This is a genomic window from Paraburkholderia sp. RL17-337-BIB-A (genome assembly GCF_046025895.1).
GTDB lineage: Bacteria > Pseudomonadota > Gammaproteobacteria > Burkholderiales > Burkholderiaceae > Paraburkholderia > Paraburkholderia fungorum_C.
In genome coordinates this window covers 666,421-687,529 of the sequence record NZ_JARESY010000001.1, presented here as the reverse complement: position 1 = coordinate 687,529, position 21,109 = coordinate 666,421, and the positions used below count along the sequence as shown (strand labels likewise).

21 protein-coding genes are annotated in these 21,109 nt (G+C 60.1%); 7 read left to right on the top strand and 14 right to left on the bottom strand.

Going from position 1 to position 21,109, the window contains the following annotated elements; translation table 11 throughout:
• Positions 1–7: 7 nt before the first annotated feature.
• From P0D84_RS03245 to P0D84_RS03210, 8 genes are all read right to left on the bottom strand, one after another.
• Entirely contained in the window at positions 8–253 is a 246-nt protein-coding gene (locus tag P0D84_RS03245; protein ID WP_408332397.1) for a hypothetical protein, read from the bottom strand.
• 225 nt (positions 254–478) lie between these two features.
• Positions 479–733: a hypothetical protein gene (locus P0D84_RS03240; RefSeq protein WP_408332396.1), complete on the bottom strand. Its 255-nt coding sequence runs from the start codon at positions 731–733 to the stop codon at positions 479–481.
• A 57-nt stretch (positions 734–790) separates the two neighbouring features.
• On the bottom strand, positions 791–1,018 hold the full coding sequence (locus P0D84_RS03235) for a hypothetical protein (RefSeq protein ID WP_408332394.1): 228 nt from the start codon (positions 1,016–1,018) through the stop codon (positions 791–793).
• A gap of 141 nt (positions 1,019–1,159) precedes the next feature.
• Complete coding sequence (locus P0D84_RS03230) at positions 1,160–1,399, bottom strand: hypothetical protein (RefSeq protein WP_408332392.1); 240 nt, start codon at positions 1,397–1,399, stop codon at positions 1,160–1,162.
• Between the two features lie 520 nt (positions 1,400–1,919).
• On the bottom strand, positions 1,920–2,291 hold the full coding sequence (locus P0D84_RS03225) for a hypothetical protein (protein WP_408332390.1): 372 nt from the start codon (positions 2,289–2,291) through the stop codon (positions 1,920–1,922).
• A 376-nt stretch (positions 2,292–2,667) separates the two neighbouring features.
• Positions 2,668–3,015: a DUF3658 domain-containing protein gene (locus tag P0D84_RS03220; protein ID WP_408332388.1), complete on the bottom strand. Its 348-nt coding sequence runs from the start codon at positions 3,013–3,015 to the stop codon at positions 2,668–2,670.
• Positions 3,016–3,088: 73 nt separating this feature from the next.
• Positions 3,089–5,437 (bottom strand): DUF6531 domain-containing protein, encoded by a 2,349-nt coding sequence (locus P0D84_RS03215; protein ID WP_408332386.1) that lies wholly within the window; start codon positions 5,435–5,437, stop codon positions 3,089–3,091.
• A gap of 358 nt (positions 5,438–5,795) precedes the next feature.
• Entirely contained in the window at positions 5,796–6,776 is a 981-nt protein-coding gene (locus tag P0D84_RS03210; protein WP_408332384.1) for an AraC family transcriptional regulator, read from the bottom strand.
• A 386-nt stretch (positions 6,777–7,162) separates the two neighbouring features.
• Between P0D84_RS03210 and dalD the strand changes: the two genes are divergently transcribed.
• The 3 genes from dalD (at position 7,163) to P0D84_RS03195 (ending at position 11,173) form a co-directional block, all read left to right on the top strand.
• Positions 7,163–8,575, top strand: a complete 1,413-nt coding sequence (gene dalD, locus P0D84_RS03205) for a D-arabinitol 4-dehydrogenase (protein WP_408332382.1) — start codon at positions 7,163–7,165, stop codon at positions 8,573–8,575.
• Between the two features lie 90 nt (positions 8,576–8,665).
• Complete coding sequence (xylB, locus tag P0D84_RS03200) at positions 8,666–10,147, top strand: xylulokinase (RefSeq protein WP_408332380.1); 1,482 nt, start codon at positions 8,666–8,668, stop codon at positions 10,145–10,147.
• Between the two features lie 78 nt (positions 10,148–10,225).
• Positions 10,226–11,173: a sugar-binding transcriptional regulator gene (locus tag P0D84_RS03195; RefSeq protein WP_408332378.1), complete on the top strand. Its 948-nt coding sequence runs from the start codon at positions 10,226–10,228 to the stop codon at positions 11,171–11,173.
• A 120-nt stretch (positions 11,174–11,293) separates the two neighbouring features.
• On the opposite strand, the gene P0D84_RS03190 is transcribed toward P0D84_RS03195, so the two are convergent.
• The 6 genes from P0D84_RS03190 to P0D84_RS03165 all read right to left on the bottom strand — a co-directional run bounded on the left by P0D84_RS03190 (position 11,294) and on the right by P0D84_RS03165 (position 17,479).
• Positions 11,294–12,403 (bottom strand): ABC transporter ATP-binding protein, encoded by a 1,110-nt coding sequence (locus P0D84_RS03190; protein ID WP_408332376.1) that lies wholly within the window; start codon positions 12,401–12,403, stop codon positions 11,294–11,296.
• A 167-nt stretch (positions 12,404–12,570) separates the two neighbouring features.
• Positions 12,571–13,284, bottom strand: coding sequence for an HAD family hydrolase (locus tag P0D84_RS03185; RefSeq protein ID WP_408332374.1), 714 nt, complete (start codon positions 13,282–13,284; stop codon positions 12,571–12,573).
• On the bottom strand, positions 13,281–14,114 hold the full coding sequence (locus P0D84_RS03180; RefSeq protein WP_408339640.1) for a carbohydrate ABC transporter permease: 834 nt from the start codon (positions 14,112–14,114) through the stop codon (positions 13,281–13,283). Before P0D84_RS03180 ends, P0D84_RS03185 begins: the two co-directional genes overlap by 4 nt.
• A gap of 38 nt (positions 14,115–14,152) precedes the next feature.
• Complete coding sequence (locus tag P0D84_RS03175) at positions 14,153–15,088, bottom strand: carbohydrate ABC transporter permease (RefSeq protein ID WP_408332372.1); 936 nt, start codon at positions 15,086–15,088, stop codon at positions 14,153–14,155.
• 188 nt (positions 15,089–15,276) lie between these two features.
• Complete coding sequence (locus P0D84_RS03170; RefSeq protein ID WP_408332370.1) at positions 15,277–16,599, bottom strand: ABC transporter substrate-binding protein; 1,323 nt, start codon at positions 16,597–16,599, stop codon at positions 15,277–15,279.
• Positions 16,600–16,696: 97 nt separating this feature from the next.
• Positions 16,697–17,479, bottom strand: a complete 783-nt coding sequence (locus tag P0D84_RS03165) for an L-iditol 2-dehydrogenase (protein ID WP_408332368.1) — start codon at positions 17,477–17,479, stop codon at positions 16,697–16,699.
• Positions 17,480–17,802: 323 nt separating this feature from the next.
• Between P0D84_RS03165 and P0D84_RS03160 the strand changes: the two genes are divergently transcribed.
• The 4 genes from P0D84_RS03160 (at position 17,803) to P0D84_RS03145 (ending at position 21,081) form a co-directional block, all read left to right on the top strand.
• Positions 17,803–18,270, top strand: a complete 468-nt coding sequence (locus P0D84_RS03160) for a Fur family transcriptional regulator (protein ID WP_408339638.1) — start codon at positions 17,803–17,805, stop codon at positions 18,268–18,270.
• A gap of 87 nt (positions 18,271–18,357) precedes the next feature.
• Entirely contained in the window at positions 18,358–19,332 is a 975-nt protein-coding gene (locus P0D84_RS03155) for a metal ABC transporter solute-binding protein (protein ID WP_408332366.1), read from the top strand.
• On the top strand, positions 19,329–20,306 hold the full coding sequence (locus tag P0D84_RS03150) for an ABC transporter ATP-binding protein (protein ID WP_408332364.1): 978 nt from the start codon (positions 19,329–19,331) through the stop codon (positions 20,304–20,306). Before P0D84_RS03155 ends, P0D84_RS03150 begins: the two co-directional genes overlap by 4 nt.
• Entirely contained in the window at positions 20,299–21,081 is a 783-nt protein-coding gene (locus P0D84_RS03145; RefSeq protein WP_179734094.1) for a metal ABC transporter permease, read from the top strand. Before P0D84_RS03150 ends, P0D84_RS03145 begins: the two co-directional genes overlap by 8 nt.
• Positions 21,082–21,109 lie beyond the last annotated feature (28 nt).

Genomic DNA, 21,109 nt, shown 5'->3' with positions numbered 1-21,109 from the left:
TGGCCAACTATTGCGTTTCCCCGCGAGGCTTAAGCTCCATCTCTGGCGGCGCAATTTCTGGATGTTCTTCGTAGAGTGGTTGCAGACCCAACACGTATAGGTGGTCAAGCAACCTACCCATCGCCAAGCGGAGCCCTTTGAATTCTTCGTCTGGGCAACGATCATGTACAAGAATGATGGCCTCGTTAATCGTGCCGCTTATCTTGAGCAGTTGACTACTTAATTCTGCGGCTATCTCTTGATTCTTAATCATGGCCTTCCTTTGACATCCGTGTAATTCTTATTGCACAAAAAAAGCGAAATTCCAATGCGACCCGGCGTCGGACCGGTCTGATGAGAATGCACGTAAGCCGGTACGGGCGTAAAGCGTGTGTCGCGAACAAAGGCATGACTTGATGCCACTCCCGTTTCACGCTGTCGAGTACTTGCGGAACCACCGCATAGCACCAAAGAGGCGCAATTGCTCGCGCCGCTTTTGTTATCGCTTGCTCTTTTTCTTTGGGGGGACCATGACCAGCCCCTCGGGAGCAAGATCTGGATAGGCTCGCCAGAGTGGTTCGAGCAGCAGGTATAACCCACCGACAACTCTCCCGGCCTCAGAGTGAAACCCCTCGAACTCATCTCTCGAGCAATTCTCCTGAATTATTTTTGTTGCATTTTCGACCGATAAATACGCCTCTAACAGTTGCTTGCTTACTTCTAACGCGACCTCTTTCTCTATTTCCTTGTCCACATTCGTATCCTTCGCTGGATTGATCGACTTCTCACGTGTTTTGGCAGCTACCACACCTTATCGTTTACCTTTTCTTTTCGGCGGACGGCTCATATCCAATCCTTCTGGAGCAAGTTCGAGGTGCTCCTGCCATAGCGGCCTTAGGAGAAAGCTGAACATATGTCCCGCCACATGCGCGGCTCCAGCGCGGAATGCTTGAATCTCTTGCTCCGAGCCGTACTCGTCAACGCACTTCAACGCGTCAACAATCGAGCCGTGCGCTGACAGCAGTTTTTCGTTGACCACTGTAGCGAGCTTTTTTCCTCAATCAAGACGTTATACCTAGCATCGGTTGTCTACGCTGTACACATTCGCGCATAAAAAAATGCAACTCTAAGTGGAGAATCGGAAAGCACGAACAATGGTGCCCTTCTTACACCTTCGCGGTTATCGATTTTTTCCTTTTGGCGGGTCGACGATTACACCTTCGGGAGCCAAATTTGGGTAGTCTTTCCAAAGCGGTAGTAAAAGCATAGTTATGCCGCCTGCCACTCTTCCTGCCTCAGCCCGAAAAAACTCAAACTCTTCCACCTCGCAGCGCTCCTGAACCAGCCTGATAGAATCTTCGACCGATCGAAACGCGTTAAGCAATAGCCGGTCAAGCTCCGTCGCAATTTCCCTGTTCATTGTGTTTTCCTAATAGTCGTTGTCGGCCAAGCACTGAATCACACAGTTGTGGCTGTTACGGCCGTCGTTCATCGCCGGGGGGGCGGCAGAGTCTCCCTCAGGCATTTATCGATGCATTTATCTCGCACTCTCGCTTAATAATCTGGCACGTTACCAGGCTCACAAAGCTTCATCGATTTCATGCGAACTGCGCCTAGCATATTTTCCTTTGGAACGAGAGAAAACGCGGACCAGTCGGCTGCATTCACATAAACCACGCCGGCCTTGCATCGCATATGCGCCTGCTTCGGATTTGTATCGCACCATGCACCGTCGACCGCACATCGTTGCCACTGCGGGATGACGCTCAACGGCGTTACCTCTCCGTTCGACGCCTTCGTATAAGTCTGCACGTCACGCGTTGCTATCGACAGGTACATGAAGTCAACGTTTGCCCTTATCGGGCGTGTAGCCTCGGCATCCGCATAATGTCTGCGCAGGTCCGCGACATAGAAGCATCCCGCGCCAAACAACACAGTTGTCACCAATCCAACAGCGACAATGAACCCTCGTCTGGAACACAATCGCGTTCAGCGTGTGAACACATGGCCGAATAAGGGAACGCGACAAGGCACGCGACAGTTATGAAGAACCAGATTCCCGTGGCATAACTCTCGCAGTCGTAGCCGCACATGGGTGCGAAGGCCAGCACGATGCAAGCAGCAACAGTGCCGGTAATTGCCCCGATACCAGCGAACATCACGAGCGCTGCCAGCCTTTTCATTTCATTTCTCAAAATAATATTTGCTTTGATTGGCGCAAATCGGAGAATCCAAACGGAAAGCTCGAGGCAAAAGAATTCAACCCAAATCGCCTGCCAAGCGTTAGCAATGGAGTCTATCGGGCCGCTCATGGTCAAGCGTGTCCCATTCCAAAGGTCAATATGCCCGCCGCTCAAATTGTCCTTCGAATCCCCTTCCTGTCGCCAGTATCCGTAAAAAATGTCAATACCTCAATTCCACCTGCTTGATCGAACCCGGGGCATCGAATTCGTTTGAACGACAATTTTCTTGTTTGGCATCCGTCAAACTCCCGCTTCTCTTGCAAGGACGTCATCGCTCCAAAATACGGCGCAGCTATCAGAAACTTCAGTACAGACGCGCTGTAGGCGACGGCGCGCGTCGAGACGCTCCAAAACCATGTGGCCATCGTCTGTTTCGAAGAAGTAGCGATTAGAGACGTTATCGCAAAGAGGAACGCGCGAACAATAATGGCGCGTTTCTTTGGCATTAGCCGTGGTCCGCATCGGCGTTCGACTGGCGCAATCGAACCTCACAACGCCGCATACGTCTCACGTTGCCCTCAGCTTCGATCGTTCCTTTTTCAACCAGCAGTATTACGCGTTGTGCATAAAACACGTCTGGAACGCCCTTAATGTGTAGCGCATTCTGCTGCATGGTAATGCCCACCACCATCGCGACCTTGCGCCAGTTGTCCGTAACGTTTCTGAGGATGGCTTCGTCAATTTTCCGAAGCGCAGCTTCATCGAGAGCACTTACCGCGTCCAATTGTTCCGGCGTAAGCGCAGGGTCGTCCTGATAGTCCGCCGTGTCCATTTCGTTTTGCTTTCGTTTCATTGTCCGTAGTCCTGTCAAGCGTCAAAGTTTCGCACGATGCTGGTGCGGGAGCACACGTCGTGCACCAGTAAGGTCACGCACCGCCACATCGTGCGGGCATGCACCCACTCATACATCTCCTCATCGAGCCCCCCCAAACATGAAACTGGTCGAAGTCAGTTCGTGCTTTATTACACATTGCCCTGCATCCCGCTTTTTCTGCTGCGCAACCATCTCCGCAAGGCTTAGCACCTAGCAGGTTCTTGGATGTCGTGCCCTTTGCGAAATCCTCGGCCGTCAGCGTAGTATCCGTAATCGATTCTGACGGAATGGCGCTGTTAAATCCGCCCAATTGGAGGTTGAAATAAGGGTAGTTGTAGTAGAGCTTCGTCTGCATCCCGCCACCGGCAAACAGATAGCAGTCGCCGCACAGTTGCACAATGGTCCGTGCATCTGTAGATACTTGCGATTTAGCCCATCCCAACCGGTTCGGTGGCGGTCCAGCGGGTGCGACGCCGGTTTCGTAGTTGGTCAACCAAGTGTCAATCTCGTCGCCGCTGATATCGGTAGCGGGACCGAGATTTGTCGACACGGTACCTGTACGCGACACCACTTTGCCGTCGGCCGAATAACTGAAGTTGACCTTCAACAACCGCTTTACACCGCCGTTGGCCGGGCCCGCATCTTCCCAATATTGAAAGGCTGTCAGACGGCCGCGAGAGTCATAGAGGGGATTTGCCGAAAAACCTGGCCCCACGATGCCGATTGCCCGATGCGCCGCGTCCCGAGTCGAGACCCCGACTGTGTTGGCGGCATTCAGTCTGTCAACTATCAGGCGCAAATTCCCGGTGGCATCCCGTGTGATTGACCAGTTTCCGGTAAGAACGCCGTTTTCTTTAAGCTGGACGAAATTGGGCCGGTTCGCCGAGTCGTACGCGATGCCGTACGTACGAATCAGTCCACCTGATGACAGCGCGAAGAATCCATTAGCACCGGTCGGATCGTCCGTTGGCCTTTCGTCGATGCCCGCGACGTTACCATCAGCATCGTACGCGTACGCGCGTCTCCAACCAGGTGCCATAACTTCCGACGGTCGCAAGCTCGTCGCGTCAACGTAACGCACAGACGTAACAAGTTTGCCCGACGCATCAGTGACGATCTTTATGATCGGACGACCTGCCTCGTCATACGTGTATTGGACGTTTGCCCCACCTGCTATTACAAGACTTAAAAGATTCCCGTATGCGTCGAATGTGCGACTACTCGAACCCGATGGCGAACCTACAGAGATCGGACGCCGCACACCGGCAACCGATGAGAAATTCAACGTGTTGGAGCCCTTGCTGTCGCTTACAGTTGTAGCGCCATTGCCATACGTGAATTGCACGTTTCGCATCGTGTCTGGGTGACCAACTGCGGTGACGCGAGCTTTCTCGTCGTAACTCCAAGTCGCAATGCGCGATCCGTTTTCATCAACGATCCCGGTCAATAGCGCCGTAAAACGCTTGTCCTCATACATATAACGGCGAACGTTACCATCCGGCCAAATGACCGACACGAGGTTCCCTTTTGCGTCATAGGAGTATTGCGTGACGGCGCCGGTTGGGTCCGTCAAATGAGTAACTCGTGCGTTCGCGTCATAAGCCAATCGAAGCGTCAGGTCATAATATGGGTTCGAGTTCGCAGCGTGTTGGATGAGTGCAACTAGCAACCCGGTTGCTGGCGCAACATTGCTTGGCGTGTTTGCGTCACTGTAAATCAGTGTGGTCGTGAAGCCATTGCGGCTACTCACTGATTGAAGGACACCCTGTGGCGAATAAGTTTCCACAGTGCCGGTGGCCCAATCGGTAACTGTCCATGAAGACGCCTGTTGCGCGAGCGTAAGCGGCGAGCCGTCACTTGCTCGCCATACAGTTCCAGAACGGCCGAATGCGACACGATTGCCGTCCTCACGATATGCGAGAACCTTGGGCGTGCTGCCGCTAACATCGGCGAGATCCAACTGGCGCTGCCAGTTATGAACCCATTGCGTCCCGATCTTTGCATCGGACCTTAAAAGAGGTTGCCCCCTGTAAGTGCGACGGAAATACATTGGCACATCATCACCGCTGACAAAATCGTCCTCTGTGATCAATGTGGCACCAGTGACAGGATAGACAGGGTCCGAAACTGGACAGCTGCCGTCGGGGATTCCATCCGGAGCCGACGCACACCAACTCTTTATCAAGTCGATGTTATTTCGGCAGTTGTATGCCCCTTCGCCACTCGGCGTATTGCTCGCCGCGATCAACGGACAGGTCGGGTCGCCTTGGATCGCGCCAGATTTTGGAAAGAGCGTAAGGCAGTCAGCAGCATATGCAGTGGGTGGAACGAATATGAACACGATGGCTGCAAGCAAACGAACCACCGATGCTATTCCGCCTAATGTTTTTTCTATTTTCATGAATCTCCCTTTTGTAATGCGTCGTTACAAGCGCGTAATAATTCGACGTTGCACGAAGGAGAGCAAAAACCAGAATAGGAACAGTCTGAAAATGCCGATTAAGCGACACATCTTCACAAACCGGCTGAAATTAGAGGCATCGAAACAGGAAGAGCGCTAAGCGGACGTCTCAACAACGATCACATCGGGGCATTCGAGGGGGAGACAAGCACCAGCGCGGTTGACACTTGTGCCGGTCGTATCCACCGTGTGCACAAACCAGCCACGCGGTAAGCGTCCCCACGCTGTGGGCGAACAGCGGGGTAGTCATTGAAACTCAGTTGAAGCAAAGCGTTTCGGCTTATCGCCTTACGTAGAACTATGCCGACGGATAAACAGTTGCGATACCGCGTGGCAACCCTGCCGCAACCACAATCGCAGGCGCGTCATCAACACCTACTCCACCAGCGACCGCCCCATCAGATGCCTCCCGACTCGCCTCATTCAATTGCTGATACCGTCGAAACTTCGAAGGCGCCATCCCCTTCACCGCAAGGAACTGCCGATTGAAATTCGACAGGTTATTAAACCCCGCCTTGAAGCAGATATCCGTAACACTCAACTCATCGTCCGCAAGCAATTGGCAAGCGAGATTAATGCGCATACGGTTCACATACTGCACAAACGGCAACCCTGTATGCCGACGAAAATACCGCGAAAACGCACTAACACTCTGCCCGGCAAGCTGCGCCAGATCCGACTCACGCAGATCGTTGGCCAGGTTCTTACCGATATACGACAGTGCATGATTAATCCGACTCGACGCAAACCCACTCGGGTCGACCTGATAAGCAGGACTCGCGAGCGTCTCACGATCCTCGGCATTCATCAGGCTCTCGATCATCGACATAAACAGCACGAGACGCCGCAGTCCGCGCGCGCCTAGCAACTCGAGAAACAGCGGCCGAATCGCCGCGCTCGTTTCTGCACCAAACAACACCCCCCGTCGCGAATCAGCAAGCAGCGCCTCCACTTGCCGCCACTCCGGAAAACTGCCCATACAACTCGATACGAACTCCTGCCCAAACTGAAGAACCAGATTGCGCTGCGCGATCGTCTCGCCTTCCGGCACGTCGCTGACCCAGTTGTGCGGCAAGTTCGGCCCCAGCAACACCAGGTTGCCAGGCACAAAGCTGCTGATATGGTCACCGACGAACATCTTGCCGGTCGTCGCCACGATCAGATGGATTTCGTATTCCGGGTGAAAGTGCCAGCGCACCGTGCGATACGGATAACCGTGCGACCACACTTTGAACGATTCGTCGCGTCGTACGGCGACGAGTTCGAGATCGGGTTGCATTCGCGTCTTCCTCCATGAAGCGGCGTGCAGCGGGTGCCGCTGATCTTCGTCTTATATAGCGAAACGTAGCCCTCAAACGCCTTATCCACCACTAAAAATGAAGCCGCGAACCGATACATTTTTGCATCCGGGTTAGTCCTGGCGCGGCGAATGTCAAATTTGACGCAATGCAATACGCGCCGTGAGACGCGTCCCATAACGCGCGAGGGGCTGGCGAGCCATGTCGAGAGTCGCGCCACGCCGCGCTGCGCCACGAAAAGCCGCTGAGCTCGCCTTGACATTCGTTTCACCGGGTACGATCATTCGCTCACAGACAGAGCAAATGCTCCACCATAGAAAAAACGCACGCTCCGAGCCGTGCGATCAAATACATTCAGGAGACGCACATGAACAGCGCACAAGGCAGCGGCACGGCCGCACACGTGATCCTGCACATCGGCGCGGGATCGTTTCATCGCGCGCATCAGGCCTGGTATCTCCATCGGTTGAACGAGGCGAAAGTGGCGGGCGAGCCGCACTGGTCGCTGACGGTCGGCAATATCCGCAGCGACATGAACGCGGTGCTCGAAGCGCTCGCCGCGCAAAACGGCGTCTATACGCTCGAGACCGTCACGCCGCAGGGCGAACGCGCGTACGAGACGATTCGTTCGATCGAGCGCGTAGTGCCATGGACCGAGAGTCTCGATATGTTGATCGAAGCCGGAGCCGATCCGGCCTGCAAGATCATTGCGTTTACGGTCACCGAAGGCGGCTATTACCTCGACGAACAGGACGAACTCGACACGGCCAACGCCGATCTCGCGGCCGATCTGAACGGCGGTCACACCACTATCTACGGCGCGCTCGCGGCGATTCTCGACGCGCGCATGAAGCGCGGCGCCGGTCCGGTCACGCTGCAGACCTGCGATAACCTGCGCAGCAACGGCGAGCGTTTTCATGCGGGCATGAGCGAGTTTCTCGAGCGACGCGGCGCGGACAATCTGGCGCAATGGTTCGACGACAACACCGAGTGTCCGAGTTCGATGGTCGACCGCATCACGCCGCGTCCGACACCCGACGTGCGTGAGCGCGTGAAAGCCGCCACCGGCGTCGACGATACCTGTCCGGTGATGGGCGAGGCCTTCATCCAATGGGTGATCGAAGACCGTTTCGTGGCGGGACGCCCGGCGTGGGAACAGGTCGGCGCGGAACTGGTCGACTCGGTGCTGCCCTACGAGGAAGCCAAGATCCGCATTCTCAACGCGACGCATAGCTGCATCGCGTGGGCGGGCACGCTGGTCGGACTGAACTACATCCACGAAGGCACGCTCGATCCGGACATCAACAAATTTGCCTTCGATTACGTGACCGAAGACGTGATCCCTTGCCTCACGCCGAGCCCGCTCGATCTAGAACGCTATCGCGACGTGGTGCTCGAGCGCTTCGGCAATCCGTATATCCAGGACACCAATCAACGCGTCGCGGCCGACGGCTTTTCGAAGCTACCCGGCTTTATCGCGCCGACGCTCTCGGAATGCTTCGAGCGCGGCGTCACACCCGCAGCGACGGCGATGTTGCCGGCGCTGTTCTTCCGTTTCCTGGAACGCTGGAACGCCGGCGCGCTGCCGTATGCCTATCAGGACGGTGTGATGGACGAGAAAGTCGCGCGCGGCTTCTTTGTCGCGCCCGATCCGTTGCAGGCGTTCGCGGCTGACCGGCTGCTATGGGGCAGTATGGCCGGCACGCCGCAGTTGGAATCGGCGTTGGCGGGCGCGTTGGCGCGTGTCGACGTGTGGCTCGCCAAACGCGGCGCGGTTTGATTCCGGCGAAGTCCTGGGCTTAATGCGCATGGCACTGCCCGCCATGTGCGGCTAAAGTAGCGCATCCCTAACGACGAAGGTTCCGCGCCCATGTATCTCGGCATCGACCTCGGCACGTCCGAAGTGAAAGTCCTGCTGCTCGCCTCCGATGGACGTGTGATCGGCACCGCGGGCTCGCCCTTTACCGTTTCACGCCCGCATCAGCGCTGGGCCGAACAAAATCCTGCAGACTGGTGGGCCGGCACGCGCACGGCGCTGGCCGCGTTGCGCGCCAAACATCCTGGAGAGTTCGCGCAGATTCGCGGCATTGGCCTCTCGGGGCAAATGCACGGCGCCGTGCTGCTCGACGCGGAAGACCGCGTGCTGCGGCCCGCGATCCTGTGGAACGACATGCGCAGCGACAAGGAATGCGCGGAGCTGACCGAGCGCGCGCCGGAGCTGCACACCGTGGCCGGCAATCTCGCGATGCCCGGTTTCACCGCGCCGAAGCTGCTGTGGGTTGCGCGTCACGAACCCGACATCTTCGCCCGGACAGCCTGCGTGCTGTTGCCGAAGGATTACCTGCGCTTGCAACTGACCGGCGGCAAGGTGTCCGATCCATCAGACGCAGCCGGCACGCTATGGCTCGACGTTGCCAAACGCGACTGGTCCGATTCGCTGCTGGCCGCCTGCAACATGACGCGCGCGCAGATGCCGGGCTTGTGCGAAGGCAGCGAGCCGTCCGGCACGCTGCTCCCCGAAGTCGCGCGCGAATTCGGTTTGAGCGACGGCGTGATCGTCGCGGCCGGCGGCGGCGACAACGCCACCAGTGCGATCGGCATCGGCGCGACGCAACCGGGCGACGGCTTCGTCTCGCTCGGCACGTCCGGCGTGTTGTGCGTGGTCGGCGACAGTTTCCGGCCGAACCCCGCTTCCGCGGTGCACGCGTTCTGTCACGCGATTCCGGATCGCTGGCATCAGATGAGCGTGGTGCTGTCGGCGGCAAGCTGTTTGCGCTGGGTCTGCAAGCTCACCTCGACCGACGAGCCGACCCTGCTCGCCGAAATCGAGGCGCTCCCAGCGGACGCCTTGAACACCGCCCCGCTCTTTCTGCCCTATCTGTCCGGTGAACGCACGCCGCACAACGACCCATACGCGCAAGGCGTGTTCTTCGGCATGAATCACGCGACCGATCGCGCCTTGCTCGGCTACGCGGTACTCGAAGGCGTGACGCTCGCGCTCACCGACGGCCTCGACGCCTTGCGCGCGGCCGGCACCGAAGCAAAGGCGCTGTCCCTGCTCGGCGGCGGCGCCCGCAGCGATTACTGGGCGCAACTGCTCGCCGACGCGCTCAACACCGCCACTCGCAAGCACGGCGGCGGCGAAACCGGCGCGGCGCTCGGCGCGGCACGTCTGGGCTGGCTGGCCGCGGGCGGCGAGCCGGCCAAGGTGCTGTCCAAGCCGCCGATCGAAAAGGAGTTCACGCCGAATCCGCGACGGCACGCCGAACTGCGCAACCGGCTCGAAGCGTATCGCGCGCTCTATCGCCACGTGCGGCCGCTGTTCGATCCCGCGCGGCAACCGCTCGCCTGACCGGCAAACCACAGCCGGTTCCCGTTGAGAGGCGGTGACCGGCTGCTATCATCGGCGCACTTCAAGCGAACCGTCACCGTGCCCAAGTCCACAGAAAAATTAGATCTAGCTACCCGCGCCGCGTGGCTCTACTACGTCGCCGGTAATACCCAGAACGAGATCGCCGAGAAACTGCAGGTGTCGCGCCCGGTCGCGCAACGGCTGGTCGCCTTCGCGGTGGAAAAGAACCTGATTCGCGTGCGCGTCGATCACAAACTGGCCGATTGCCTCGCGCTCGCCGATCAACTCTCGAAGCGCTACGGTCTGAGCATGTGCGAAGTCGTACCGATCGACAGCGATACGTCGGAGGAAGTCGACCGCAAGCTGGCCGTGGCCGGCGCGCAGGTCATGGAGCGCTATCTCAGCGAAGAAAAACCGATGGTGGTCGCCGTGAGCAGCGGCCGTACGCTGAAGGCCGCGGTCGATCAGATCGCGCAGCTGGAGCGTCCGCAGCACCGGTTGGTATCGATGGTCGGGGCGATCGCCCAGGACGGCTCCTCGAACCGCTATGACGTCGCGCTGCACATTTCGGAGAAGACCGGCGGCAAGTATTTTCTGCTGCCCGCGCCGCTACTCGCCGATAGCGAAACCGAGCGCGCACAGTGGTGCAATCACCGGCTGTACCGGATCGTCGAATCGCTGTCGGCCAAAGCGGATGTCGCGTTCGTCGGCATCGGCAATATCGGGCCGAAATGCCCGTTGCACGAAGACGGCTTTATCACGTCGGTGGAAGTGAAAGAGCTGATGCAGAACGGCGCGGTCGCCGAAATGCTCGGCCTGCCGATCGATTCAGCAGGCGCGCACGTCGAATCGCCGACCGGCCGGCGCGTGACCAGCATCGCACTCGACTCGCCGCCGCGGCGCCCCACCATCGGGTTTGCCGGCGGCGAGCGCAAGCACGAGGCCCTGATCGCTGTGCTCAAAGGTGGCTGGTTGTCGGGATTGGTGACCGACGAGTTGTGCGCGCGGGCGGCGCTCGAAGCCTGAGCGCGGCGCGCAAAGACGGCGTCCTGGCAGGACTTGTTTGCGATGCGTTATCCACCGCGGTACCGGTCGCAATGTGATTGCGCGGAAAGCGGCGCGCCCGCCGCTTTCCTGATCACTTCATCACGCGGCCAGCACTTCGACGATCTTGCGCTGGAATGCTTTTCCTTCGCTGTCGAACAAATGGCAGTGGTCCGGCGTGGCGCCGAGCTTTTGCATCTCGCCCTTGGCGTGCCGTTCGAGCGGCGGAATCCGCGCGATCAGGCCATCCGGCGAAACGCTCGATTCCGCATACAGATAGGCGGCGTCGCCGAGCGATTCGAGCGCCATGGTGCGCGCCGAGATGCCGTCTTCCGTCGAGCCTACGTGCAAATGCTCGGGGCGAATCCCGACCGTCACCTTGTCGCCCTGCTTCACCGCGCCCGGTTCCACCGCGACGCGCTGCGTCTCGCCGGTTTCGTAGCGCACCGTGACGCCGTCGTGCGTGACCGATTGCACCACGCCGTCCATAAAGTTCATCTTCGGCGAGCCGATAAAACCGGCGACGAAGCGATTGGCCGGCGCGTGATAAAGCATGGTCGGGCTGCCGACCTGCTCCACGTTGCCCGCCGACAGCACCACGATCTTGTCGGCCAGCGTCATGGCTTCGACCTGATCGTGCGTCACGTAGATCATGGTGGTCTTCAGCTCGTCATGCAGACGCGCGAATTCGAGGCGCATCTTCACGCGTAGCGCGGCGTCGAGATTCGATAGCGGTTCATCGAACAGGAACACCTTCGGCTTGCGCGTAATCGCGCGGCCGATGGCGACGCGCTGGCGCTGACCGCCCGAGAGCTGCTTCGGCTTGCGATCGAGCAGATGGTCGATGTGCAGGATCTTCGCCGCGTTGCGCACGGCGGCGTCGACCTCCGGCTTCTTGGTGCCGGCGAGTTTCAGGCCGAACGCCATGTTGTCGTACAGCGTCATGTGCGGATACAGCGCGTACGACTGGAACACCATCGCGATGCCGCGCTTGGCGGGCGGCACGTCGTTCACGCGCGTGCCGTCGATGGTCAGGTCGCCGCCGCTGATGTCTTCGAGGCCGGCGATCATCCGCATCAGCGTCGATTTACCGCAACCGCTCGGGCCCACGAACACGACGAATTCGCCGTCCAGGATGTCGAGGTTGATGTCGCGCATCACCTCGTTGTCGTCGTAGGCTTTTCTGATGTTGCGCAGAGTTACGCTTGCCATGATGTGTCTCCGTGTGTTGCTGTCTGTTGCTATCCAGTGCTTCAGCTGTGTCAGTGGCTTACGGTACTTCCGGTGCTTCCGTTTCTTCAGCAGCTGCGTTGATTCGCTTCTCGATGTGCGCTTCAGATCCTGCTCATTCGCCGCCCATCTGCTTTGAACTGCCGCGCTTACGGCGCCGCTGCTGTCGCGCTCAGCGTCCATTGCGCGACCAGTTCCGGCAACTGCAACATTTCGTCGAATACATGACGCGCGCCCGCTGCATGCAACGCATCGATCTGCGCGTCACTCGCATGACCGCCGCCGATGAAGCCCAGCACCGTCATGCCGGCCGCGGCCGCGGCCGTCACGCCTGTCACGCTGTCTTCCACCACGAGGCAAGCGGACGGCGCGAGGCCGAAGGCATGCGCCGCGGCAAGATAGACATCGGGCGCGGGCTTCGGATTCGGCACCGCATCGGCGCAAAACAGCCGGTCGCCGAAAAACTTCACGAGCCCCGTGCGCGCCAGGACCTTCTCCACATACGGCCGGAAACTGTTGCTCGCGCATGCTTTGGTGAGCGGCACCTGCGCGAGCGCGGTCTCGATCCCTTCGACTGTGGGTGCCTGCATCGCCGCCGCCTCCACCGCGCGACGAATCGCATCGATATCCTCGGCACTCAGGCGCTGACCAAGTTGCGCCGCCGTGCCTTGCAGGACCTTTTCGATGCGCAGGCCGAGCAGCGGCAGCACCACCGGTTCGACATCGGCATCGGGCCAGCGCGCTTCGAGTTCGTGCACCAGCATGCGCGCCGCCACGGCTTCGCTGTCGATCAGCACGCCGTCGCAATCGCAGATCAGCACAAAATTCAAGGCACTCGCGCCTGCAATCGTGCCTGCCGTCATTTGACCGCCCCGAACGTAAGGCCGCGCACCAGTTGCTTTTGCGACAGCCAGCCGACGATCAGAATCGGCGCCACCGCGAGCAGCGACGCCGCGGAGAGCTTGGCCCAGAACAAACCTTCAGGACTCGAATACGAGGCGATGAACACGGTCAGCGGCGCGGCGTTCGAACTCGACAGGTTGATACTCCAGAACGCTTCGTTCCACGACAGGATCACCAGCAGCAGCGCAGTGGAGGCGAGCCCCGGCAGCGACATCGGCATCAGCAGATAGACGATTTCCTGCCACGTCACCGCGCCGTCGATCCGTCCTGCTTCGAGAATGTCGCGCGGAATCTCCGCGAAGTACGTGAACGACATCCATACCGCAATCGGCAGGTTGATCAGCGTGTAGACGATCACCAGACCCGAGACCGTGTCGAGCAAGCCACTGTTTTTCCACAGCAGATAGATCGGCACCAGCACGCCGACCGACGGCATCATCTTGGTCGACAGCATCCACAGCAGCACTTTCTGCGTGCGGCGCGTCGGAAAGAAGGCCATCGCGTACGCCGCCGGCACGGCAAGCAACAGGCACAACACCGTGACGCCCACCGAGATCAGGATCGAATTCCACGCAAACGAAAAGTAATTGCTGCGGGCGAACACCTCGCGGAAGCTATCGAGCGTCGGAATGAAGAATAGCGACGACGAATAGGCCTGCTGCTCCGTCTTGAACGCGGTGATCGTCATCCAGAAGATCGGGAAGAACAGCAGCAGGGCGACCAGCCACGCAATCAGGCCAGGAATACCGCGACGAATCGCGGCGAACGGCGACTTCGCCGGCACAGTCATGGGCGCCGTGCTCGACGCCGGGGTAGAGGCAACGTGGCTCATTTTTCGTACTCCCCTTTCAGGTTCTTCGCGAGCATCCGCACAAGGAAGAACGACACGATATTGGCCAGCACGACAGCGAGAATGCCGCCCGCCGAAGCGAGACCGACGTCGAACTGTTGCAGACCCAGCGAATAGATCAGGTACGACAGATTGGTGGTCGCGGTGCCCGGACCGCCGCCCGTGGTCGTATAAATTTCGGCGAAGATCGACAGCAGGAAAATCGTCTCCATCATCACCACCACTGCAATCGCCCGTTTCAGGTGAGGCAGCGTGATGTAGAAGAACATCGAGAACGGACCCGCACCGTCGATGCGCGCCGCCTCCTTCTGTTCCTGATCGAGCGACTGGATCGCGGTGAACAGAATCAGGAACGCGAACGGCAGCCACTGCCACGCGACGATCATGATCACCGCGGTGAGCGGATACTCGGCGAACCAGTCGATCGGCTGCATGCCGATCGCGCGCATGCCCTGAGCGATCAGGCCATACACCGGATGCAGGATCATGTTCTTCCAGATCAGCGCGCTCACAGTCGGCATCACGAAGAACGGTGCGATGGCTAGTAGCCGCGCAATGCCTTGACCGTAAAACTTGCGGTCGAACAGAATCGCCATCAGCACGCCGCCAACCACAGTGATCACCAGCACGGAGATGATCAGCTGTAGCGTGTGTCCGATCGACGGGCCAAACGACGGATCGCTGGCGAGATATTTGTAGTTGTCGAAACCGGCGAAGCCTTTCAGATCCGGATTCAGCAGGTTGTAGCGCGAGAACGAAAACCAGATCGTCATCGCCAGCGGAATCGCCATCCACAGCACGAGTACCGCGACCGAGGGCGAGACTAGCCAGCGGGCGGAATTGGCTTTACGGATTTCTCTTTCTTTTTCTGTCTGGGGATGGGCATGCATGAGAGGTAGGTGCAGAGGACGCATGATTGGCCACCTGTTCGGTAATGCGCGGGCTGTCCGGCTCGAGCCGGAGCCGGAACCGCGGGAGCCGCCACGACACCACTCGATGTCGCGAGGCAGGCGCGGCGGGGACGGCCCGCTGTGCTGCGTGAGCCAGCTGACGGGTGTCAGCCGGCGCGTTTCACGTTACGTTCCAGTACTGGCAGTGCTGCTTACTTCTGATAACCAGCCTGCTTCACCGCGCGGTCCGCAGTGGCGTTGCCGGCTGCCAGCGCCTGATCGACCGTCATCTGACCGGCAATCGCGCCGGAGATGCTCTGGCCGACCACCGTGCCGAACGACTGGAACTCAGGAATCCCGACGAACTGCACACCGGTGTACGGCACCGGCTTGAGCGTCGGATGGTCCGGATCAGCCGTTTCGATCGCCTTCAGCACGAAGTCGCCGAACGGTGCGGCCTGCTTGTACTCAGGACGTGCGTAAGTGGATTGGCGCGTTCCCGGCGGCACCGAGGCCCAGCCTTCATCCTTCGCGACCAGTTCGATGTACTGCTTCGACGTGGCCCACGCGATGAATTTCTTGGCCGAGTCCGCCTGCTTCGAGGACTTCGGAATCGCCAGCGCCCAGGCCCACAACCAGTGCGAACCCTTCGGCGTGACGGCAATCGGCGCCGCGGCAAAACCGACCTTGTCGGCAATCTGCGACTGCTGCTTGTTATAGAGTATGCCGGCCGCCACCGTCGCGTCGATCCATATCGCGCACTTGCCCGACGACATCAGCGTAAGGTTTTCGTTGAAGCCGTTCGAGCTGGCTCCCGGAGGACCATTTTTCTTCAACAGGTCGACGTAGAAGGTCATCGCCTTCTTCCATTCCGGGGACGTGAGCTGCGCCTGCCACTTCTCGTCGAACCAGCGGCCGCCGAAGGTATTCACCACCGTCGTGCCGTACGCCATGTTTTCGCCCCAGCCCGCCTTGCCGCGCAGGCAGATGCCGTACATGCCGTTGGCTTTGTCGGTGAGCTTGTCGGCGAATTGCGCGATCTGGTCATAGGTGGGCTGATCCGGCATCTTCAGGCCCTTCGCCGCGAACAGGTCTTTGCGGTAATACGTCATCGAGCTTTCGACGTAGAACGGCAAGGCATACAACTGGCCGCCGCTCGAGAGACCGTCGCGGGCCGTCTTGACGACGTCGTTCAGATCGTAATCGGCGGGCAGATTGGTGATCGGCGTGAGCCAGCCACGCTTGCCCCACTGCGGCGTTTCGTATGCACCGATCGTCATCACGTCGAACTGGCCGCTGCCGGTGGTGATGTCGGTGGTAGCGCGTTGACGCAGCACGTTTTCTTCGAGAATCACCCAGTTGAGCTTGATGTCCGGATTCGCCTTCTCGAAAGCGGGCGAGAGCTTCTTCAGCTCGATCATGTCCGGGTTGTTCAACGTGGCGATGGTCACCGTGGCCGCCTGAGCCTGCAGCGCGAAGCACGCGACTGCGCCGGCACTGACCGCCTTGAGTGCGGATTTGAGGGCTGGTTTCATGTGTTGTCTCCTTTCTCGTACGTTATATGGTGCTGCGTTTGTTCTACGAAAATGACGATGGGTAACGCGGGTGCGGCTCATCCACGCTGTGATCCACTCAGCTCATCCAGTTGCCGCCGTCCACGTTCAGGGTTTGCGCGGTGATGTAGTCGGCGTCCGCCGACGCGAGAAACAGGGCAGCGCCGGTCAGATCGTCCGGCACACCCATGCGGCCAAGCGGCACCGCTTCACCCACCAGGCGCTTCTTCTCGCCGAGCGGACGGTTTTCATAACGGGCGAAGAGCGCGTCGACCTCGTTCCACATCGGCGTATCGACGACACCCGGCGCGATGCCGTTCACGTTGATCTGGTGCGGCGCGAGCGCGAGCGCGGCGGATTGCGTATAGCTGAGTACGGCGGCTTTGGTTGCGCAGTAATGCGACACCAGCGCCTCGCCGCGCCGCCCGGCTTGCGACGACATATTGATGATCTTGCCGCCGTGGCCCTGCTCGACCATTTTGCGGGCGACGGTTTGCATCAGGAAGAACATGCCCTTCACATTGACCGCGAAGAGGCGGTCGAACACGTCCCATGATTCGTCGAGAATCGGGCGCATATCGAAGAGCGCCGCGTTGTTGAACAGAATGTCGACCTGGCCGAAGCGCTCCAGCGTGCTGGCAAGAATACGTTCGATATCCTCGCGGCGCGTCACGTCGGCGCTGACGGTCAGCACGCGATCGCCGTAAGCGCTGAGCAACGAAGCGCCGAAACTGTTCGCCGGCTTCACATCGACCAGCACGCAGCGCGCGCCTTCGTCCAGATAGCGCCTGGCCACGGCTTCACCGATTCCACTTGCCGCGCCCGTCAGAATGGCCACCTTGTCTTGCAATCGTGCCGCCACTGCTCGTCTCCGGTTCGTTTCGCTTCTTGAAGCGCAGTGAGCGAACGCTCATTGCGCGAACAATTGCTCTGTTTGTGATCGAATGATCGGATACGGACCGGGTCATGTCAAGGCGCTCGGCCAGATTTCGATGGTGCAGCGCGGCAGGACCCAATCACAGCGGCGGCGGCTTCGGGTCAACACTAATACGAGAAATGGAACAGGGCCAAGCTGCTTTCTGTGCAAGCCGCCGGCAAAAATTCGAGATACGTTATATCATTGCGGCCTCGCTTCGCTTTTGAAGCTTTGCCAGTTCGTCAGGAGGTCCGCTGATGGCTACATCGATTGCAGAACACCATGCCGTACGGCTCGCTCATGGGGAGGCGCATGCCGCCCTGCATGGACTCGCGCTCACGCCGCTGCGTCGTCAGGTGTATGCGGCGATTGTCGCCAGTGACCGGCCGGTCGGCGCCTATGAGTTGCTGGATGCGCTCGAGCCGCAACGCGGCCGCGTGCCGCCCACTACCGTCTACCGGGCGCTGGATTTTCTGCTCGCCCACGGCTTCGTTCATCGGATCGAATCGAAGAACGCGTTCGTGGCCTGCTGCGAAGTCGGCGTGCCGCACAGCAGCCAGTTTCTGATGTGCGACGAGTGCGGCGCGACTGTCGAGATTCCCGGCGGCGAGCTTGCCCAGCAGCTGTCGCATAGCGCACCAGCGCATGGTTTCGAGGTGCACCGCCAGGTGGTCGAACTCAGCGGCCTGTGCGCACGCTGCGCCCGCGCGGCGCGGCCGGCCGGTGCGTCGGCATGAAGCCATGCACGCTGCCGGCATCACCGCAAAAGCGCGCCGCGCCCATAGTTTGTAGTTCATTCAACTTTCACGCAGCAGGAAACAACGATGAAGAAATTCGGCTCGATGTTGAACGGGGCGCGCCGTGCGCTGAAGCTGTCGAAGGCCATGGCCATGGGCGCGGCTGCTGCTACTGCCGTCACGCTTAGTCATGGCGCGTTGGCCGCGGATGCGAAAATCCCGGTGGTGACAGCGGAAAACTTTTACGGTGACGTCGTGCAGCAGCTGGGCGGCGAGCGCGTCGACGTGACGAGCATCCTCAGCAATCCGGACCAGGATCCGCATCTGTTCGAAGCCAGTCCGAAGACGGCGCGCGCGCTACAGCATGCGAGCCTTGTGGTCTACAACGGCGCCGACTACGATCCGTGGATGGAAAAACTGCTGGCCGCCTCGAAGGGTGCGAAGCGCACCACGATCGTCGCCGCGGACCTCGTCGGCAAGAAGAGCGGAGACAATCCGCACCTCTGGTACGACCCGGCGACCATGCCGAAAGTGGCGCGCGCGGTGAGCGAAGCGCTCGTCGCGGCTGACCCGGCGCACAAGTCGGCGTACGATGCGAACCTCGCGAAGTTTCTCGATTCGTTGCAACCGATCGACGCCAAAGTCGCCGGTCTGCATGGCCGCTACGCCGGCGTGCCGGTGACGGCAACCGAGCCGGTGTTCGGCTATATGTCGGACGCGGTCGGCCTCTCGATGCGCAATCTGCGCTTCCAGCTGGCCACAATGAACGACACTGAAGCAAGCGCGGCCGATATCGCCGCGTTCGAACGCGATCTGCGCGAAAAGCGCGTGCGCGTTCTGATCTATAACAGCCAGGCAACCGAGGCTCTGACCAAACGCATGTTGAAGCTCGCGCAGCAATCGAAGGTGCCGACCATGAGCGTCACCGAAACCGAACCGGCCGGCAAGACCTATCAGACGTGGATGCTGACCCAGCTCGACGCGCTGGGCACGGCGCTGGCCGCGGGCGATGCGAGCGGAGCGAATGCGGCGGCTTCCGCCGCCAAAGGAAAAACCCCATGAACGAAACTGGCCGCAGCACGCCAGCTAATGCATCAACGAGTGCATTAAGCAGCGCACGCGCCAATGCGCCCGTGCTCGAACTCGAGCACGTGACGCTCGAACTCGGCGGCCGCACGATTCTGCGCGACACCGGCTTCGTGGTGAACCAGGGCGAATTCATCGGCGTGCTCGGGCCGAACGGCGCGGGCAAAACCACGCTGATGCGCGCCGTGCTCGGTCTCGTACCGGCGGCGAGCGGCGCGATCCGCGTGCTGGGGCAGCCGGTCGAACGTGGCAACGCGTCGATCGGCTATATGCCACAGACGCGCAGTGCGCTAGCTGGGCGCCGCGTGCGCGGCCGCGATTTCGTCGCCATGGCAGCCGATGGACACCGCTGGGGCCTACCCCACGCGGACAGCAAGACTCGCGCGGATGTCGAGCGGGTGCTCGATCTGGTGGGCGGCCGTCAACTGGCCGAGCGGCCGTTATCGGAACTGTCGGGCGGTGAACGTCAGCGGCTGCTGCTTGCGCAATGTCTGCTCGGCAATCCCAAGCTGCTGCTCCTCGATGAACCGCTGATCAGTCTCGATCCGCATCATCAGAAGAGCGTGGTCGAACTGGTGCGGCGGGTGCAGCAGGAACTCGGCATTGCCGTGCTGTTCTCGGCGCATGAATTGAATCCGCTGCTGAATTCGCTCGATCGCGTGCTGTATCTCGGCAGCGGCGTCGCCGCGCTCGGCACGGTCGATGAAGTCATTACGAGGCCGGTGCTGTCGCGTCTTTATGGCTCGCCGATCGATGTGATGCGCGTGAACGGCCGGATCTTCGTGATGTCGGGCGACGTCGAAGTCGAAAAACACGATCACGAGCACGAACACGACGAGAATGGCGGCCATGATCACGCCCACTCGCATTCGCACGACCACAGCCACTTGCACGGCCATTCGCATTCCCACTCCCACGACTCACGCGACGGACACACGCACGATGTTTGAATACGATTTCATGGTGAACGCGTTCGCGGCGTCGGGGATCGTCGCGGTGCTGGCGGGGATAGTCGGATATTTTCTGGTGATGCGTGGACAGACCTTCGCGGGCCACGCGCTCTCGCACGTCGGTTTCACCGGGGCGACCGGTGCGGTCCTGATCGGTATCTCGCCGATCTGGGGGATGATCGGCTTCACGCTGGCAGCCGGCGTCGGCATGGGCGCGCTGGGCGAGCGGCTCGCCGGACGCGATGTGGCGATCGGCGTGATCCTGTCGCTGTCGCTCGGCTTCGGCTTGCTGTTTCTGCACTTCTTCACCGCGTACGCGACCCAGGTCACCGCGCTGCTGTTCGGCAACGTGCTCGGCGTGAATGCGTCGACGCTCGGCGTGCTGGCGGCGTTGGGCGTGGTCAGTTTGCTGGCGCTTGCGGCGATCATGCGGCCGCTGTTGTTTGCTTCGTTGCAACCGGAATTGGCCGAAGCCAAGGGCGTGTCGTTGCGTCTGGTGTCGGTGCTATTTCTGTCGATTGCCGCACTGGCGGTGGCGGCGTGCACGCAGATTGTCGGCGTGCTGCTGGTGTTCACGCTGATGGTCGGGCCGGCGGCGGCTGCGCAAAACATGACGACGCGGCTTTCCACCGGGCTCGTGCTCGCCGCCGTGTTTGCGCTGGTGCAGGCGTGGCTGGGATTGACGCTGGCGTTCTATACGGATTGGCCGACGAGCTTCTGGATCACCGTGCTGTCGGCTGTGGTGTATGGCGGGAGTTTGTTGCGGCGGCGTTGAAACGGGGTCGGCCAAAACCCAGCAGTAA

Coding starts and splice junctions, on each gene's coding strand:
- P0D84_RS03150 (WP_408332364.1), top strand. CDS start 19,329: ATGAACGAAACTGGCCGCAGCACGCCAGCTAATGCATCAACGAGTGCA.
- P0D84_RS03190 (WP_408332376.1), bottom strand. CDS start 12,403: ATGGCAAGCGTAACTCTGCGCAACATCAGAAAAGCCTACGACGACAAC.
- P0D84_RS03155 (WP_408332366.1), top strand. CDS start 18,358: ATGAAGAAATTCGGCTCGATGTTGAACGGGGCGCGCCGTGCGCTGAAG.
- P0D84_RS03245 (WP_408332397.1), bottom strand. CDS start 253: ATGATTAAGAATCAAGAGATAGCCGCAGAATTAAGTAGTCAACTGCTC.
- xylB (WP_408332380.1), top strand. CDS start 8,666: ATGTATCTCGGCATCGACCTCGGCACGTCCGAAGTGAAAGTCCTGCTG.
- P0D84_RS03180 (WP_408339640.1), bottom strand. CDS start 14,114: ATGACTGTGCCGGCGAAGTCGCCGTTCGCCGCGATTCGTCGCGGTATT.
- P0D84_RS03225 (WP_408332390.1), bottom strand. CDS start 2,291: ATGAGCGGCCCGATAGACTCCATTGCTAACGCTTGGCAGGCGATTTGG.
- P0D84_RS03175 (WP_408332372.1), bottom strand. CDS start 15,088: ATGCGTCCTCTGCACCTACCTCTCATGCATGCCCATCCCCAGACAGAA.
- P0D84_RS03145 (WP_179734094.1), top strand. CDS start 20,299: ATGTTTGAATACGATTTCATGGTGAACGCGTTCGCGGCGTCGGGGATC.
- P0D84_RS03230 (WP_408332392.1), bottom strand. CDS start 1,399: ATGAACAGGGAAATTGCGACGGAGCTTGACCGGCTATTGCTTAACGCG.
- P0D84_RS03170 (WP_408332370.1), bottom strand. CDS start 16,599: ATGAAACCAGCCCTCAAATCCGCACTCAAGGCGGTCAGTGCCGGCGCA.
- P0D84_RS03185 (WP_408332374.1), bottom strand. CDS start 13,284: ATGACGGCAGGCACGATTGCAGGCGCGAGTGCCTTGAATTTTGTGCTG.
- P0D84_RS03220 (WP_408332388.1), bottom strand. CDS start 3,015: ATGAAACGAAAGCAAAACGAAATGGACACGGCGGACTATCAGGACGAC.
- dalD (WP_408332382.1), top strand. CDS start 7,163: ATGAACAGCGCACAAGGCAGCGGCACGGCCGCACACGTGATCCTGCAC.
- P0D84_RS03215 (WP_408332386.1), bottom strand. CDS start 5,437: ATGAAAATAGAAAAAACATTAGGCGGAATAGCATCGGTGGTTCGTTTG.
- P0D84_RS03210 (WP_408332384.1), bottom strand. CDS start 6,776: ATGCAACCCGATCTCGAACTCGTCGCCGTACGACGCGACGAATCGTTC.